This window comes from Dickeya aquatica (genome assembly GCF_900095885.1).
Taxonomy (GTDB): Bacteria; Pseudomonadota; Gammaproteobacteria; order Enterobacterales; family Enterobacteriaceae; genus Dickeya; species Dickeya aquatica.
The window spans coordinates 314,402-330,717 of sequence record NZ_LT615367.1 but is presented as its reverse complement, the minus strand read 5'-3'; the positions used below and the strand labels follow the sequence as shown (position 1 = coordinate 330,717).

The following is a 16,316-nucleotide window of genomic DNA, read 5'->3' as shown; positions in this document are numbered from 1 at the left end:
TACAGCTCCTTACACTACAGGGTCAAGTTGCGGCGAACAGGCACAGGCATAGTGCCGTAACACTTCCTGTACCTGATCGAGAATGAGGTCATGAGAGGTAGCCGATAGCCTGCCCTGGCGCACCTTGTGATACTGCAAGGGCAAGTGCTGGCTAAGCAGCGGCAAAGGGATAGGTGCCGCGGCCAAATTGTTTAGCAGCCTGGCATAGCACGCCTCTGCCCGAGCGTCAGGCCAGTAGTAGCGAATGCGGTCTGAATAGCTATAGCCGCGCGCCAGGCGGCATGAATTGGCGCTGCCCTGATAATGGCTACGCCAAAATTCGGGGCGATCTAGCATGGCCTCTTCCATGACCTGACGCAGGCCTGAACACGACCTGGCGACCACCAACTCCTCTTCAATCGCCGCAAGCGCGAATAACGCTTCACGCAGTGCAAATGTCAGCGCCGGGCCAACCTTGAGAATGGCGAAATGGTCGCAAACCAGCTGACGATAGGCTTGTGGCGTTTGATAATCGGTAGAATGCGCCTCGAATACCATGTGCGGATACTCATCAAGCGCAGCGCTCAGCCGGGCTGCTTTCTCGGGCTGATAATCAACGACATGAGTGTGATCAAACTCGACGCCCGGTTGTACCACCAAAGCAATCACCCGTGGCCAGATAGCGTCTAGCCCGGCGTGAATGAACGCCTGCCGGTGGGCTTCAAGAGTGTGGTGTGCCGCCTGTGGTGTCGTCACAGCCACCTCTGCCAGCGCTTCATGCGCCCCACCAGGTACGGGCACTTCTGTGCCAATCACATACAGCAGATCGCAACATCCAAACTCAGCCTGACAGGTCTGTTCGGCAACGCGCGCCAGGCGTGCGGCACGCTCTGCAACCCACTCATCTGTCAGAGGTAACGGATCACCCTGGCAAGACATGCTGCAATCAAGATGAATCTTTTTGAACCCGGCACGAACATAACTGGCGATTAACTCTTCGGCATGAGCCATAGCCAATTCAGCCGGCTCTCCCTGCCAGCGGTTGGGACCGAGGTGATCGCCACCCAAAATAAGACGATGAACAGGGAAGTGACACTCCGCAGCGAGTTGATAAAGACGGTCACGAAAATCAGCCGGAGTCATGCCGGTATAACCACCGAATTGGTCTACCTGATTAGACGTCGCCTCGACCAGCAACAGCTCATTCCTTTGTGCGGCAAGTCGGAAAGCGGCTTCCAGCACCAAGGGATGAGCAGAACAGACAGCGTATATCCCTATGGATTCGCCCTGTTTATGCCTTTCGATTAATGACTTCATTAATTTCATTTCGCTTCCTTTGTGTCTTTTATTCATCGAAATGGTTTCGATTCCTTTCAAAACCATATACGCTTCCCCTCTGAAGGGAAACACGGCAGTGTTCACATCATGAACACGATCACAAAAAGAAAGGAAATGAAAGAATAATGGCGACGTTTAACAAAAAATGGCCCCATTATTTAACTGAGTGAAAGCTTGATTTGAGGTAACCGGTGGGTATTAATATGAAAGAGAAAATAATGAAAGTAGTCTATTTATCACAGCATGTTGGCAGAAGGGATTATGCAAATAACTGAAAAAAATGTGCTCGGCACCAGCGAGCGGCGGGAGAAAATCATGCAGCAACTGCGCACGAATGGCAGTGTGCAGGTCAATGAGTTAGCCAGTCATTATCAGGTGTCTACCGTTACCATTCGTAATGATCTGGCGTTTCTGGAAAAACAGGGCGTGGCGGTACGTGCTTATGGCGGTGCGCTGTTGTGCGAACCCAGCCAAACCGTACCCGAGCGCACCATTGCTGATAAAAGTGTGCTCAACACACCGGTCAAACAGCGAATAGGGGCGCTGGCAGCAACACTTATTTACCCAGGGTGCCGCGTCATTCTTGATTCAGGGACAACAACACTCGAGGTGGCACGGCATCTACAGGCTCATCAGGATATTTTGGTGATGACCAACGGCATGAATGTCGCCAATGCATTGTTGGACGCTGAAGGAGTCGAATTACTGATGACAGGTGGGCACCTGCGCCGTAAATCGCTCTCGTTTTATGGCGCACAAGCGGAACAAGCCCTGCAAAACTACCATTTTGACATGCTATTTCTCGGTGTGGATGGTATTGACCTTGAGCGGGGGATCAGCACCCACCATGAGGATGAAGCGCGACTTAATCGTTGCATGTGTCAGGTTGCAGAAAAAATCGTGGTCGTTACCGACTCCAGTAAATTCTGCCGACTCAGTCTGCACAGAATCGTTGAAACTCCACGCATTCACACCCTGATAACCGATGATGCTTTACCGACAGATATTCTGAATGGTTTGAGACATGCGGGTATTGAGGTTTTATTGGTTCCAGCTGACGCTGAATAAGGCAATTGGCATTCAGCCCGACGCAAACACACCAGCAAAAGCAATGCCGGGTAGCCTGCATGACGAATTAACCACGTCTCTGATAGGGTAGTTCCAAAGCCGGTCTGAAGCAAAACACCAAAACCGGCTTTAGCAAAACACATGGCGGTTCAGGCCCAGATGCGGGGCAAGAGCCGTTCTGGCCAGCAAGGCCAACCCTGTTTACCCCAAAAAAACCACACAAAAAACAAAAGGCCCGGTCTTTCGACCGGGCCCTTCGCTCTGTTTGATGCCTGGCAGTTCCCTACTCTCGCATGGGGAGACCCCACACTACCATCGGCGCTACGGCGTTTCACTTCTGAGTTCGGCATGGGGTCAGGTGGGACCACCGCGCTGTCGCCGCCAGGCAAATTCGTTTCATTCCGGCCGTCATGCTCCGCTTTCGCTTACACACAACCACCCGAACCAATCTCTGAACAAGCTGAATCTCTTCTTTCCGTCTCTCTAAAACACCTTCGGTGTTGTAAGGTTAAGCCTCTCGGGTCATTAGTACTGGTTAGCTCAACGCATCGCTGCGCTTACACACCCAGCCTATCAACGTCTTCGTCTTAAACGTCCCTTCAGGGGCCTCAAGGGCCCAGGGAAGACTCATCTCGGGGCAAGTTTCCCGCTTAGATGCTTTCAGCGGTTATCTCTTCCGCACGTAGCTACCGGGCAATGCCATTGGCATGACAACCCGAACACCAGTGGTGCGTTCACTCCGGTCCTCTCGTACTAGGAGCAACCCCCCTCAATCTTCCAACGCCCACGGCAGATAGGGACCGAACTGTCTCACGACGTTCTAAACCCAGCTCGCGTACCACTTTAAATGGCGAACAGCCATACCCTTGGGACCTACTTCAGCCCCAGGATGTGATGAGCCGACATCGAGGTGCCAAACACCGCCGTCGATATGAACTCTTGGGCGGTATCAGCCTGTTATCCCCGGAGTACCTTTTATCCGTTGAGCGATGGCCCTTCCATTCAGAACCACCGGATCACTAAGACCTGCTTTCGCACCTGCTCGAGCCGTCACTCTCGCAGTCAAGCTAGCTTATGCCTTTGCACTAACCTCCTGATGTCCGACCAGGATTAGCTAACCTTCGTGCTCCTCCGTTACTCTTTGGGAGGAGACCGCCCCAGTCAAACTACCCACCAGACACTGTCCGCAACCCCGATTAGGGGCCCACGTTAGAACATCAAACATTAAAGGGTGGTATTTCAAGGTTGGCTCCATGCAGACTGGCGTCCACACTTCAAAGCCTCCCACCTATCCTACACATCAAGGCTCAAGGTTCAGTGTCAAGCTATAGTAAAGGTTCACGGGGTCTTTCCGTCTTGCCGCGGGTACACTGCATCTTCACAGCGAGTTCAATTTCACTGAGTCTCGGGTGGAGACAGCCTGGCCATCATTACGCCATTCGTGCAGGTCGGAACTTACCCGACAAGGAATTTCGCTACCTTAGGACCGTTATAGTTACGGCCGCCGTTTACCGGGGCTTCGATCAAGAGCTTCGCCTTGCGGCTGACCCCATCAATTAACCTTCCGGCACCGGGCAGGCGTCACACCGTATACGTCCACTTTCGTGTTTGCACAGTGCTGTGTTTTTATTAAACAGTTGCAGCCAGCTGGTATCTGCGACTCCCGTCAGCTCCGTCCGCGAGGGACTTCACCCACAGGAGCGTGCCTTCTCCCGAAGTTACGGCACCATTTTGCCTAGTTCCTTCACCCGAGTTCTCTCAAGCGCCTGAGTATTCTCTACCTGACCACCTGTGTCGGTTTGGGGTACGATTTAATGTTACCTGATGCTTAGAGGCTTTTCCTGGAAGCAGGGCATCTGTCACTTCAGCACCGTAGTGCCTCGTCATCACGCCTCAGTGTTGACAGCAGACCGGATTTGCCTGGTCCACCCACCTTCACGCTTAAACCGGGACAACCGTCGCCCGGATGACATAGCCTTCTCCGTCCCCCCTTCGCAGTAACACCAAGTACAGGAATATTAACCTGTTTCCCATCGACTACGCTTTTCAGCCTCGCCTTAGGGGTCGACTCACCCTGCCCCGATTAACGTTGGACAGGAACCCTTGGTCTTCCGGCGTGCGGGTTTTTCACCCGCATTATCGTTACTTATGTCAGCATTCGCACTTCTGATACCTCCAGCAGCCCTCACAGGCCACCTTCACAGGCTTACAGAACGCTCCCCTACCCAACAACACATAGTGTCGCTGCCGCAGCTTCGGTGCATGGTTTTAGCCCCGTTACATCTTCCGCGCAGGCCGACTCGACCAGTGAGCTATTACGCTTTCTTTAAATGATGGCTGCTTCTAAGCCAACATCCTGGCTGTCTGGGCCTTCCCACATCGTTTCCCACTTAACCATGACTTTGGGACCTTAGCTGGCGGTCTGGGTTGTTTCCCTCTTCACGACGGACGTTAGCACCCGCCGTGTGTCTCCCGTGATAACATTCTTCGGTATTCGCAGTTTGCATCGGGTTGGTAAGCCGGGATGGCCCCCTAGCCGAAACAGTGCTCTACCCCCGAAGATGAATTCACGAGGCGCTACCTAAATAGCTTTCGGGGAGAACCAGCTATCTCCCGGTTTGATTGGCCTTTCACCCCCAGCCACAAGTCATCCGCTAATTTTTCAACATTAGTCGGTTCGGTCCTCCAGTTAGTGTTACCCAACCTTCAACCTGCCCATGGCTAGATCACCGGGTTTCGGGTCTATACCCTGCAACTTAACGCCCAGTTAAGACTCGGTTTCCCTGCGGCTCCCCTATTCGGTTAACCTTGCTACAGAATATAAGTCGCTGACCCATTATACAAAAGGTACGCAGTCACCCTGATAAATCAAGGCTCCCACTGCTTGTACGTACACGGTTTCAGGTTCTATTTCACTCCCCTCGCCGGGGTTCTTTTCGCCTTTCCCTCACGGTACTGGTTCACTATCGGTCAGTCAGGAGTATTTAGCCTTGGAGGATGGTCCCCCCATGTTCAGACAGGATACCACGTGTCCCGCCCTACTCGTCGAACTCACGGCCTGTGCATCTTCGTGTACGGGACTGTCACCCTGTACCGTGCGCCTTTCCAGACGCTTCCACTGACACACACGCCGATGATGGTTCTGGGCTCCTCCCCGTTCGCTCGCCGCTACTGGGGGAATCTCGGTTGATTTCTTTTCCTCGGGGTACTGAGATGTTTCAGTTCCCCCGGTTCGCCTCACACACCTATGAATTCAGTGTGTGATAGTGTGTCGAAACACACTGGGTTTCCCCATTCGGGTATCGTCGGGTATAACGGCTCATATCGCCTTGCCGACGCTTATCGCAGATTAGCACGCCCTTCATCGCCTCTGACTGCCTAGGCATCCACCGTGTACGCTTAGTCGCTTAACCTCACAACCCGAAGGTGTTTCGGGATGCAAGTTTTTGAGAGACTCGAACAACACATGCATTCTCATACACATGCTGTCGTTTCAATTTTTCAGCTTGTTCCAGATTGTTAAAGAGCAGAATACTTCGCAGCATACTGTTGCCAGTACACTCTGAAGTCATTCGTTAATGGTGGAGCTATGCGGGATCGAACCGCAGACCTCCTGCGTGCAAAGCAGGCGCTCTCCCAGCTGAGCTATAGCCCCATTGTGTGAGTTCAACCTTTTTCAGCCCCGCGCCGTGCTCCCGCACCCTCGCGAAACTGGTAGGCCTGAGTGGACTTGAACCACCGACCTCACCCTTATCAGGGGTGCGCTCTAACCACCTGAGCTACAAGCCTATAAGGTTTTACTGCTCATCTTCTTCATCAGACAATCTGTGTGGACACCACGCAGGCTCTTCACTCGGTAAGGAGGTGATCCAACCGCAGGTTCCCCTACGGTTACCTTGTTACGACTTCACCCCAGTCATGAATCACAAAGTGGTAAGCGCCCTCCCGAAGGTTAAGCTACCTACTTCTTTTGCAACCCACTCCCATGGTGTGACGGGCGGTGTGTACAAGGCCCGGGAACGTATTCACCGTAGCATTCTGATCTACGATTACTAGCGATTCCGACTTCATGGAGTCGAGTTGCAGACTCCAATCCGGACTACGACGTACTTTATGAGGTCCGCTTGCTCTCGCGAGGTCGCTTCTCTTTGTATACGCCATTGTAGCACGTGTGTAGCCCTACTCGTAAGGGCCATGATGACTTGACGTCATCCCCACCTTCCTCCGGTTTATCACCGGCAGTCTCCCCTGAGTTCCCACCCGAAGTGCTGGCAACAGAGGATAAGGGTTGCGCTCGTTGCGGGACTTAACCCAACATTTCACAACACGAGCTGACGACAGCCATGCAGCACCTGTCTCAGCGTTCCCGAAGGCACCCTCGTATCTCTACAAGGTTCGCTGGATGTCAAGAGTAGGTAAGGTTCTTCGCGTTGCATCGAATTAAACCACATGCTCCACCGCTTGTGCGGGCCCCCGTCAATTCATTTGAGTTTTAACCTTGCGGCCGTACTCCCCAGGCGGTCGATTTAACGCGTTAGCTCCGGAAGCCACGCCTCAAGGGCACAACCTCCAAATCGACATCGTTTACAGCGTGGACTACCAGGGTATCTAATCCTGTTTGCTCCCCACGCTTTCGCACCTGAGCGTCAGTCTTCGTCCAGGGGGCCGCCTTCGCCACCGGTATTCCTCCAGATCTCTACGCATTTCACCGCTACACCTGGAATTCTACCCCCCTCTACGAGACTCTAGCCTGTCAGTTTTGAATGCAGTTCCCAGGTTAAGCCCGGGGATTTCACATCCAACTTAACAGACCGCCTGCGTGCGCTTTACGCCCAGTCATTCCGATTAACGCTTGCACCCTCCGTATTACCGCGGCTGCTGGCACGGAGTTAGCCGGTGCTTCTTCTGCGGGTAACGTCAATGAACAGACGTATTAAGCCTGTTCCCTTCCTCCCCGCTGAAAGTGCTTTACAACCCGAAGGCCTTCTTCACACACGCGGCATGGCTGCATCAGGCTTGCGCCCATTGTGCAATATTCCCCACTGCTGCCTCCCGTAGGAGTCTGGACCGTGTCTCAGTTCCAGTGTGGCTGGTCATCCTCTCAGACCAGCTAGGGATCGTCGCCTAGGTGAGCCTTTACCCCACCTACTAGCTAATCCCATCTGGGCACATCCGATGGCAAGAGGCCCGAAGGTCCCCCTCTTTGGTCCGAAGACGTTATGCGGTATTAGCTACCGTTTCCAGTAGTTATCCCCCTCCATCAGGCAGTTTCCCAGACATTACTCACCCGTCCGCCGCTCGTCACCCAGGGAGCAAGCTCCCTTGTGCTACCGCCCGACTTGCATGTGTTAGGCCTGCCGCCAGCGTTCAATCTGAGCCATGATCAAACTCTTCAATTTAAGTTTGATTGTGTTTTCCGAAGAAAACGGTGCTCAAAGAATTTACTGTTATTTCGTAATGAATTAACTGTTGTCACTCTTCAAGACTTTCACAAAAGTTTTTGCGAAGTGTCCTGCGAGTGCCCACACAGATTGTCTGATTAATTGTTAAAGAGCAGTGCGACCGGCCTGAGCCTGCTGTCGCGAGGTGGCGTATACTACGCTTTCCTCATGAAGAGTCAACGCTTTTTTTCGTTTCTTCTTCGCTGACACCGCGTTGCGTTGCCGCTGTTGCCGTGTCAGTGGGGTCGCATTATAGGGACTTCTTATCAGGCCGCAACCGGTATTTTGCGATAAATCGTGCGTTCGCTGCATTCCACAGCAAAAGTGCCGTTTATACCTTATTTTGCACAGAGTTATCCACAGAGGTGGCATTTCTTGAAATTTGGCGAGCATCACGCAAACGTTTTCGCTACAATTCGCACGCGGATTACTCTACATATATTAGTACGCATTTATGAGTGTGTTAGCTGAATACCGGCCTGATACTGCCCTTGTCTTTACCGATAACCGCAGCGATAGCCTTAATATTCACCTAACGCTCTTTAAAGTAAGAACCTAAGTCAGGGGAATCAAACCATCATGCAACAACGTCGTCCTATCCGTCGTGCTTTACTCAGCGTGTCTGACAAAGCCGGTATCGTTGAATTTGCCCAGGCGCTGTCGCAGCGTGGCGTCGAGCTGCTGTCTACCGGTGGTACGGCTCGTCTGCTGGCTGATGCGGGTTTGCCAGTAACCGAAGTATCCGATTACACCGGCTTTCCTGAAATGATGGACGGACGCGTGAAAACACTGCATCCCAAAGTGCATGGCGGCATTCTGGGCCGCCGTGGTCAGGATGATGCCATCATGACCCAACACAACATCCAGCCCATCGACATGGTGGTCGTCAATCTTTACCCGTTTGCCCAGACTGTCGCTAAAGCCGATTGCACCTTAGAAGACGCGGTAGAAAACATTGATATCGGCGGGCCGACCATGGTGCGCTCCGCTGCCAAGAACCATAATGATGTGGCTATCGTCGTCAAGAGCGGCGACTACAGCGCTATCATCGCGGAGATGGATGCCAACGAGCACTCCCTGACTTACAAAACCCGGTTTGATCTGGCTATCAAAGCCTTCGAGCACACGGCGGCGTATGACAGTATGATAGCCAACTACTTTGGCAGCAACGTTCCGGCCTATCACGGCGACACCACAGAGCCTTCTGGTCGTTTCCCTCGCACGCTAAACCTGAACTTCATCAAAAAGCAGGACATGCGTTACGGCGAGAACAGCCACCAGCAGGCCGCCTTCTATATAGAAGAGCACATTGCAGAAGCCTCTGTGGCAACCGCGCAGCAGTTGCAGGGCAAAGCGCTCTCTTACAACAACATCGCCGATACCGATGCGGCCCTTGAGTGCGTTAAAGAGTTTGCTGAACCGGCCTGTGTGATTGTGAAGCACGCGAACCCTTGCGGCGTGGCCGTTGGCGATTCGATTCTGGACGCCTATGAGCGCGCCTATAAAACCGACCCGACCTCAGCCTTCGGCGGCATTATCGCCTTTAACCGCGAACTGGATGAAGCCACGGCGCAGGCCATCATCAGCCGCCAGTTTGTGGAAGTGATCATCGCACCGTCTGCCAGCGAAGCAGCCCTGAAAGTCACCGCGGCCAAACAGAATGTGCGCGTGCTGACCTGTGGCACATGGCAACAGCGTGTGCCGGGGCTGGATTTCAAACGCGTTAATGGTGGATTGCTGGTACAAGACCGGGATTTGGGCATGGTGGAAAGCGCACAGCTGCGTGTTGTCACCGAGCGCCAGCCAACCGAAGCCGAGCTGCGCGATGCGTTGTTCTGCTGGAAAGTGGCAAAGTTTGTGAAATCCAACGCGATTGTGTATGCCCGAGACAAGATGACTATCGGCATTGGTGCCGGTCAGATGAGCCGGGTGTATTCGGCGAAAATTGCGGGCATTAAAGCCGGTGATGAAGGGCTTGAGGTGAAAGGCTCGGTCATGGCATCCGATGCGTTTTTCCCGTTCCGTGACGGTATCGATGCCGCCGCCGCCGTTGGTATCACATGTGTGATTCAACCTGGCGGTTCCATTCGTGATGACGAAGTCATCGCGGCGGCCAACGAGCACGGCATCGCCATGCTGTTTACCGACATGCGCCACTTCCGCCACTAATCCGGGGTTACAACAATGAATATCTTAATTATTGGTAATGGTGGCCGCGAGCACGCACTGGCCTGGAAAGCCGCCCAGTCTCCGTTGGCTGATAAAGTCTATGTTGCGCCGGGTAATGCGGGCACCGCGCTCGAGCCAACGCTTGAGAACGTGAATATCGCCGCAACGGACATCCCGGCGCTGCTGGCATTTGCCCGCCAGCAGGATATCGGCCTGACCATTGTCGGCCCGGAAGCACCGCTGGTCATCGGTGTGGTGGATGCGTTTCGCGCCGCCGGTCTGAACATTTTTGGCCCGACACAGGCAGCGGCACAGTTGGAAGGCTCCAAAGCCTTTACCAAAGACTTTTTAGCGCGCCAGCATATTCCCACTGCGGAATACCAGAACTTCACCGAGGTAGAACCCGCGCTGGCCTACGTTCGGCGCATCGGTGCACCGATTGTTATCAAAGCCGATGGTCTGGCCGCCGGTAAAGGCGTCATTGTCGCCATGACACTGGCAGAGGCGGAAAACGCCGTCACGGATATGCTGGCTGGCAATGCCTTTGGCGATGCCGGTCATCGCATTGTGGTGGAAGAGTTCCTTGACGGCGAAGAAGCCAGCTTCATTGTGATGGTAGACGGCGAGCATGTACTGCCGATGGCCACCAGTCAGGATCACAAACGCGTGGGCGACAAAGATACCGGCCCGAACACCGGCGGTATGGGTGCTTACTCACCGGCACCGGTGGTGACGGATACCGTTCACCAGCGGGTCATGGAGCAGATTATTTGGCCAACCGTGCGCGGCATGGCGGCGGAGGGCAACGTCTACACGGGTTTCCTGTACGCCGGTCTGATGATTTCGCCTGACGGCCAGCCCAAGGTTATCGAGTTCAACTGCCGCTTTGGCGACCCGGAAACCCAGCCGATTATGCTGCGCATGAAATCCGACCTGGTTGCGCTGTGCCTTGCGGCTTGTGAAGGCTCGCTTGATAAGCAGCATTCTGAATGGGATGAGCGCCCGTCACTGGGCGTGGTGCTGGCAGCAGGCGGTTACCCGGCCGATTACCGTACCGGTGATGTGATTTCCGGTCTGCCTGAACAGGATGCCGCTGACGGTAAAGTGTTCCATGCCGGAACGACGATGAAAGGTCACGATGTTGTGACCAACGGCGGGCGTGTATTGTGCGTAACCGCGTTAGGTGAAAGTGTTGCCGCTGCCCAGCAGCGCGCCTATGCACTGGCGAGCACCATTCACTGGGAAGGCAGTTTCTGCCGCAGTGACATTGGCTATCGCGCCATCGCCCGTGAGCAACAAGGCTAACTCTCGATAAAGCGATAACGGCAGGAGCCAGACATCGGCTTCTGCCCTATCAACATCTGCTTTGCCGTGCGGCATTCACAATCTGCAACGCCAATACCTGAAAAGCTACTCGCCTTCCTTGAACGGCTCAAAACGACAGAAATCCTCTTCGGCCATCTGCAACAATTGCGTGCCTTGCGGCGACGACAGCCAGGCGATGCCAAGAGCGCCTTTCGCCTGCGCTGCCTGTTGATTTATCCAACGCTGGGCGCTGCCATCCCAGTCTGGTCGCACCGATTGCCCTTCACAGGTTGTCACCTGCCCGGCCTGCCAGTGCCCTTGTCGCAACAAGACATGACCGGCACGCAGAGAGTCACTTAATGCCAGCCGCTGGCGGGCATCAAACTGATACAAGGCGATATCATCTTCCGACAGTGACTCTCGACGCTGAGGAAGCTGACGCTGCATATAGCTGACAGTTCCGGCCTGGTCAAAACGGAGTCTGACCTCTTCGCGGGGCGACGTCGTGCGTTTTTCCGCTACCTCTCGCAGCACACCTTGCTGGAAGTGATAACGGGTAATGCGAATCTCATCACCCTCAAGGGGGGTAAAAACCGTGACCAGCGTGGTTAACTGTTGCTGTGGCTCGTCCTGACGCCACAAGCGAACCACCCCGCGATCGGCCAGATAGCCGCTGGCAAACACAGCAGGCAGGGGCGAATGACTACTGCATGCGACCTGCATACCGGTTAGCGCCAGCAGCCCGAGACAGCGGCAGCGGCGGTAGAAAAGCAAAAGGGGCGAAATCGCCCCCTGCTTAAACCTGCTGTCAGCATGCGCTTATTTTACAGCGTCTTTCAGTGCCTTACCGGACACAAAGGCGGGCACGTTAGCGGCGGCAATTTTGATCTCTTTACCCGTCTGCGGGTTGCGGCCAGTGCGCTCGTTACGATGATTGACTTTGAAAGTACCAAAACCAACTAATTGTACTGCATCACCTTCTTTCAGAGACTCAGTAATCGCCGCCAGAGTCGCTTCCAGTGCAGCTTTAGCCTGGGTCTTGGAAAGGTCAGCTTTGTCAGCAATTACATCAATCAGTTGAGTCTTATTCATAAGTTATCCTTACAGTGTGTTTATCGCTTGCTAAGCATCGAGTGCGACGGAAATGCCATGATAGCACTCTCCTGCATACACGCACCGACAGCCACTTTTATTACGCCCCCAAATGTAGACCAGACAGGGTGCGGATGTGAAGCCTTTAGACAGGCCATTTCAGGCCTTAAATCACGTTTTATCGCGTTATTGGTACAAATTTATGCCAATGTTGCTGACTCCCGCTTCACGCAGGTCGGCACGCAGGCCTTTTATCAGTTCAATATCCCGCTCTTCGCAGGCAGCCAGCAGGCGGAAAATCTCCCACTGGATATCCCATTCCTCTTCCACCGCAGGCAGTAGCCTGAGTTCATCATCGGTCATTTCCCGGCCAGCCTGGGTCATCTCCAGCATCGCTACGGTGCGAATCGAGGCTTCGCTCACCGCAATGGCATGTTCCAGCGTTTCGCCACTCAGGCGAGAGTGCAGCAGTTCACTTAATGCCACACAGGCGTCGATAGCCGGGTAGATACCGTAAATGTCATCGTCTTCAGCCACCGGGATGGCGTCTTCGAGCTTTTCCAGTTGGCTGTCAAAGTTGACTTTGGCGTCTTTGACAACCAGCGTTTCCCATACCAGATCCAGAATACGCCGATAGAGGGAGGCATCCCCAAATTCGGTCTGCTGGCAAAACGCGTGATAATTAGGGTACATACGCTCACAGAGGCAGGCCATAAAGGTGACATGCTGCCAGCTTTCCAGCTTTTCCAGACGTAAATGAATGGGGTTACGTAACATTGCTTATCTCGATTAATAATGGGCGGCAGTGTAACGAAAATTACCCGGCCGCCCTATTCCTGAATTCCTAAAATAGGCACGAATTCCTAAAGTTTCCCGTCGGGCATTATCCTACACCCCGGCCTTCGGTTGCCAGCGCTGAAATGCCGGACGGTTAGAGGCAACCGCATCCGCCCAGCGCGTCGGCTCCGGCAGGCGATAGCCGTTCATGCAACGCATCACCCATTCCAGTGCGCTATCGCTACTGATGCGATGCCCGGTAGCGATGAATAACGGATTGCAACGGGCTTTGCTGCGCCACACCCAGCCTATCTGCTCGTCCTTGTCCAGCAACGGCTGGCGGCTACCTGCGGCGTCAGCCAGCGGTGAAAAACTGCCGCACAACCGTTTTTTTGCCACACCGATTGTCGGCACGTTGACCTGCAAGCCAAAATGGCTGGCCACCCCCAGACGGCGGGGATGAGAAATGCCATGTCCGTCAACGAACAGCAAATCCGGGCGATGTTGCAACAGCGCCCACGCCGCCAACAGCGCCGGACACTCCCGAAATGATAACAGGCCGGGAAGATAAGGCATCAGCGTAGGAATACGCGCAATCTGGTACTCCACCGGTTGCAGCGAGGGGTAACTCAGCACAACCAGGGCCGCGCGGGTAACGGCTCCCGCCTGTTCAAATCCGACATCCGCCCCGGCAATCAGCGTCGGCTGTGCAAACGGCAAATCATCGTGACGTATCACCTGTGCGGCCTTGTCGCGCTGGGCTGCCCGCAGCGCATTGAGATCCATCACGCGTTATCCTGATGATAGGGCGCAGACAACCGGTGCACCGCCTCAACAAACACCCCGGCGTGCTCAGGCGGCACATCCTGATGGATACCATGCCCGAGGTTAAACACATGGCCATTGCCTGCGCCAAAACCGGCCAGAATGCTCGCCACCTCCTGTTCAATACGCGCCGCAGGAGCATAGAGCATGGAAGGGTCCATGTTACCCTGTAAGGCCACCCGGTGGCCCACGCGACGACGGGCATCGGCAATGTCGGTCGTCCAGTCAAGCCCAAGCGCATCACAGCCGGTATCGGCCATCGCTTCCAGCCACTGGCCGCCGCCTTTGGTAAACAGCGTCACTGGCACCCGCCGCCCTTCGTGCTCACGCTGCAAGCCATCGACAATTTTGTGCATGTAATGCAGCGAAAACTCGCGGTAAGCCGCCCCGCTCAATGCACCACCCCAGGTGTCAAAAATCATCACGGCCTGTGCGCCCGCACGAATTTGCGCATTCAGGTAGAGCGTGACGCTATCAGCCAGTTTATCGAGTAACAGATGCAGGGTTTGCGGTTCGGCAAACATCATTTTCTTGATAACGGTGAACGCTTTGCTGCTGCCGCCTTCAACCATATAGGTCGCCAGCGTCCACGGGCTGCCGGAAAAACCGATCAGCGGTACCGCACCGGCCAGATTACGGCGAATGGTACGCACCGCATTCATCACGTAACCCAGTTCCTGCTCCGGGTCCGGCACCGGCAGTTTTTCCACATCGGCCCGACAGGTGACGGGGGAAGTAAAACGCGGGCCTTCTCCGGCTTCAAAGTAAAGTCCCAGGCCCATTGCATCCGGCACCGTGAGAATGTCGGAAAACAGAATGGCGGCATCAAGCGCATAGCGCCGCAGCGGCTGGAGCGTCACTTCACAGGCCAGTTCCGCGTTTTTACACAGAGACATAAAATCCCCGGCCTGTGTGCGCGTTGCCCGATACTCCGGCAGATAACGCCCGGCCTGGCGCATCATCCATACGGGGGTGACATCCACCGGCTGGCGTAATAATGCTCGCAGATAGCGATCATTTTTCAGATCAGTCATGATTTTTTCCTTGATTACGCCTTTCTCAGGCATGATTGCCGCAGGCCCTTGCTCACTGCGCCGTGTCACGGCACAGCACGACGGTGTCCTCAATCAAACGGCGGGCAACCGTACCCGGTGGCGGCAGTTCCGGCAAGCTATCGTAGCGGAACCAGCCCGCCGCACGCAGTTCAGAAGGGTCATGTTTCAGCTCACCGCCGTCATAATCCGCCATAAATGCGGTCATCAGCGAATGGGGAAACGGCCAGGGCTGCGAGCAAACATAGCGCAGGTTCTTGATGCGAATCTGGCTCTCTTCCATCACCTCGCGCATCGCTGCCTGCTCCAGCGTTTCGCCGACTTCAACAAACCCAGCCAGCACCGTATACATATTGCCCTTATGACGCAAATGCTGCGCCAGCAAGATTTTATCGTGATGACGGATGGCAACAATCACGCAAGGCGCAATCTGTGGGTAGTAGCGCTCTTTACACTGCGGACATAAGCAGGCCAGCTCCGTGGTACTGGTAGTCATCGTCTGGCCGCAGTAGCCACAAAAACGGTGTGAGCGATAAAACTCGGCCAGTTGTACCGCGCGCCCCGCCAGTTGAAACAGCCCGGCATCCTGGCTGAGCAATTGGCGCACCGACCCCATCTCCCGCGCCCGATCTTGCAGTACCAGCCACACCGGCTCACCTTGCCACTCGCCAACCTGACACGCCGAACACTGCTGTAATTGCCACTGCGCTGCCGTGCCCTGCGGCAACTCGCCTTGCGGCAGCCATATCTGATGCTGGTGATAGACCACCCACCAGCCCTGCTCATCACCTTTCAGCGTCACGTCCATCTTTTTTTATCACTCCCGCTGGTGACCCGGCTTCACATTTGATCCGGTTTCGCTCTCAATGCGTTTTACTCTCAACCGGTTTTATTATCAAAACAACCGGGCCGACTTGTCGTGTGCCGCCATTATCCGGCGTGGCAAAAACCTTGGCAATGTGCTTGCACACCGGTATCCGGCGGTTTCACCATTGACGCCACCCTGCGACACGCATACAGTGTCACTGTTTTCTATGGCCCCACCCGGGGCAAATCTTGTCGGAGTGCCTAGCGCGCCTTATGGCGAGCAGGCTGAGACCGTTAATTCGGGATCCGCGGAACCTGATCAGGTTAAGACCTGCGAAGGGAACAAGAGTAAGCACATTGCCAGCCCCAGGCGCAACCTCAGGTTGTCGCCGCACCCGCAAGGCGTTACGTCACATTGCGGGTGCCAGCGGGTCGGCATCCAGCCATTACTCCCTGCGAGCTC

The 16,316-nt window shown here is 54.7% G+C and carries 10 protein-coding genes, 2 tRNA genes, 3 rRNA genes and 1 riboswitch; of the genes, 3 read left to right on the top strand and 12 right to left on the bottom strand.

The genetic code is table 11. The annotated features are described in order from the left end of the window. Nucleotides 1-9 precede the first annotated feature (9 nt). Nucleotides 10-1,305 carry a tagatose-bisphosphate aldolase subunit KbaZ gene (gene kbaZ, locus DAQ1742_RS01500; RefSeq protein ID WP_035339344.1) on the bottom strand — a complete coding sequence of 432 codons (1,296 nt, stop codon included), beginning with the start codon at nucleotides 1,303-1,305 and terminating at the stop codon, nucleotides 10-12. A 273-nt stretch (nucleotides 1,306-1,578) separates the two neighbouring features. On the opposite strand from kbaZ, the gene DAQ1742_RS01495 reads away from it, so the two are divergent. Beyond that, nucleotides 1,579-2,385 carry a DeoR family transcriptional regulator gene (locus tag DAQ1742_RS01495; protein WP_035339342.1) on the top strand — a complete coding sequence of 269 codons (807 nt, stop codon included), beginning with the start codon at nucleotides 1,579-1,581 and terminating at the stop codon, nucleotides 2,383-2,385. Between the two features lie 270 nt (nucleotides 2,386-2,655). Here DAQ1742_RS01495 and rrf read toward each other — a convergent pair. The 5 genes from rrf to DAQ1742_RS01470 form a co-directional block, all read right to left on the bottom strand. Next, nucleotides 2,656-2,771: ribosomal RNA gene (gene rrf / locus DAQ1742_RS01490) — 5S ribosomal RNA — on the bottom strand. Between the two features lie 118 nt (nucleotides 2,772-2,889). After that, a 23S ribosomal RNA gene (locus DAQ1742_RS01485) occupies nucleotides 2,890-5,798 on the bottom strand. Nucleotides 5,799-5,964: 166 nt separating this feature from the next. Next, a tRNA-Ala gene (locus DAQ1742_RS01480) sits at nucleotides 5,965-6,040 on the bottom strand. A 57-nt stretch (nucleotides 6,041-6,097) separates the two neighbouring features. Beyond that, nucleotides 6,098-6,174, bottom strand: a tRNA-Ile gene (locus DAQ1742_RS01475). A gap of 68 nt (nucleotides 6,175-6,242) precedes the next feature. Next, a 16S ribosomal RNA gene (locus tag DAQ1742_RS01470) occupies nucleotides 6,243-7,784 on the bottom strand. Together the 16S, 23S and 5S rRNA genes with 2 tRNA genes alongside form the textbook arrangement of a ribosomal RNA operon. 621 nt (nucleotides 7,785-8,405) lie before the next feature. On the opposite strand from DAQ1742_RS01470, the gene purH reads away from it, so the two are divergent. Together purH and purD are read left to right on the top strand one after the other, a co-directional pair. Beyond that, on the top strand, nucleotides 8,406-9,995 hold the full coding sequence (gene purH / locus DAQ1742_RS01465; protein WP_035339339.1) for a bifunctional phosphoribosylaminoimidazolecarboxamide formyltransferase/IMP cyclohydrolase: 1,590 nt from the start codon (nucleotides 8,406-8,408) through the stop codon (nucleotides 9,993-9,995). 15 nt (nucleotides 9,996-10,010) lie between these two features. Continuing rightward, the gene (gene purD, locus DAQ1742_RS01460) at nucleotides 10,011-11,300 is read left to right on the top strand and encodes a phosphoribosylamine--glycine ligase (RefSeq protein ID WP_035339337.1); all 1,290 of its coding nucleotides are present in this window, start codon (nucleotides 10,011-10,013) and stop codon (nucleotides 11,298-11,300) included. 105 nt (nucleotides 11,301-11,405) lie between these two features. Here the strand turns inward: purD and DAQ1742_RS01455 are convergent, their stop codons facing one another. The 6 genes from DAQ1742_RS01455 to nudC form a co-directional block, all read right to left on the bottom strand. Further along, nucleotides 11,406-12,074: a DUF1481 domain-containing protein gene (locus tag DAQ1742_RS01455; protein WP_232046576.1), complete on the bottom strand. Its 669-nt coding sequence runs from the start codon at nucleotides 12,072-12,074 to the stop codon at nucleotides 11,406-11,408. A gap of 45 nt (nucleotides 12,075-12,119) precedes the next feature. Continuing rightward, nucleotides 12,120-12,392: a nucleoid-associated protein HU-alpha gene (gene hupA / locus DAQ1742_RS01450; RefSeq protein WP_012882985.1), complete on the bottom strand. Its 273-nt coding sequence runs from the start codon at nucleotides 12,390-12,392 to the stop codon at nucleotides 12,120-12,122. Between the two features lie 186 nt (nucleotides 12,393-12,578). Further along, nucleotides 12,579-13,169, bottom strand: a complete 591-nt coding sequence (locus DAQ1742_RS01445) for a YjaG family protein (RefSeq protein ID WP_035339333.1) — start codon at nucleotides 13,167-13,169, stop codon at nucleotides 12,579-12,581. Between the two features lie 111 nt (nucleotides 13,170-13,280). Continuing rightward, nucleotides 13,281-13,955, bottom strand: a complete 675-nt coding sequence (nfi, locus tag DAQ1742_RS01440) for a deoxyribonuclease V (RefSeq protein ID WP_035339330.1) — start codon at nucleotides 13,953-13,955, stop codon at nucleotides 13,281-13,283. Next, nucleotides 13,955-15,028 carry a uroporphyrinogen decarboxylase gene (gene hemE / locus DAQ1742_RS01435; RefSeq protein WP_035339328.1) on the bottom strand — a complete coding sequence of 358 codons (1,074 nt, stop codon included), beginning with the start codon at nucleotides 15,026-15,028 and terminating at the stop codon, nucleotides 13,955-13,957. The genes nfi and hemE overlap by 1 nt, the downstream gene beginning before the upstream one ends. Nucleotides 15,029-15,080: 52 nt before the next feature. Next, nucleotides 15,081-15,854, bottom strand: a complete 774-nt coding sequence (gene nudC, locus DAQ1742_RS01430) for an NAD(+) diphosphatase (protein ID WP_035339326.1) — start codon at nucleotides 15,852-15,854, stop codon at nucleotides 15,081-15,083. Between the two features lie 242 nt (nucleotides 15,855-16,096). Then, a riboswitch (TPP riboswitch) is annotated at nucleotides 16,097-16,212 on the top strand. Nucleotides 16,213-16,316: the final 104 nt, after the last annotated feature.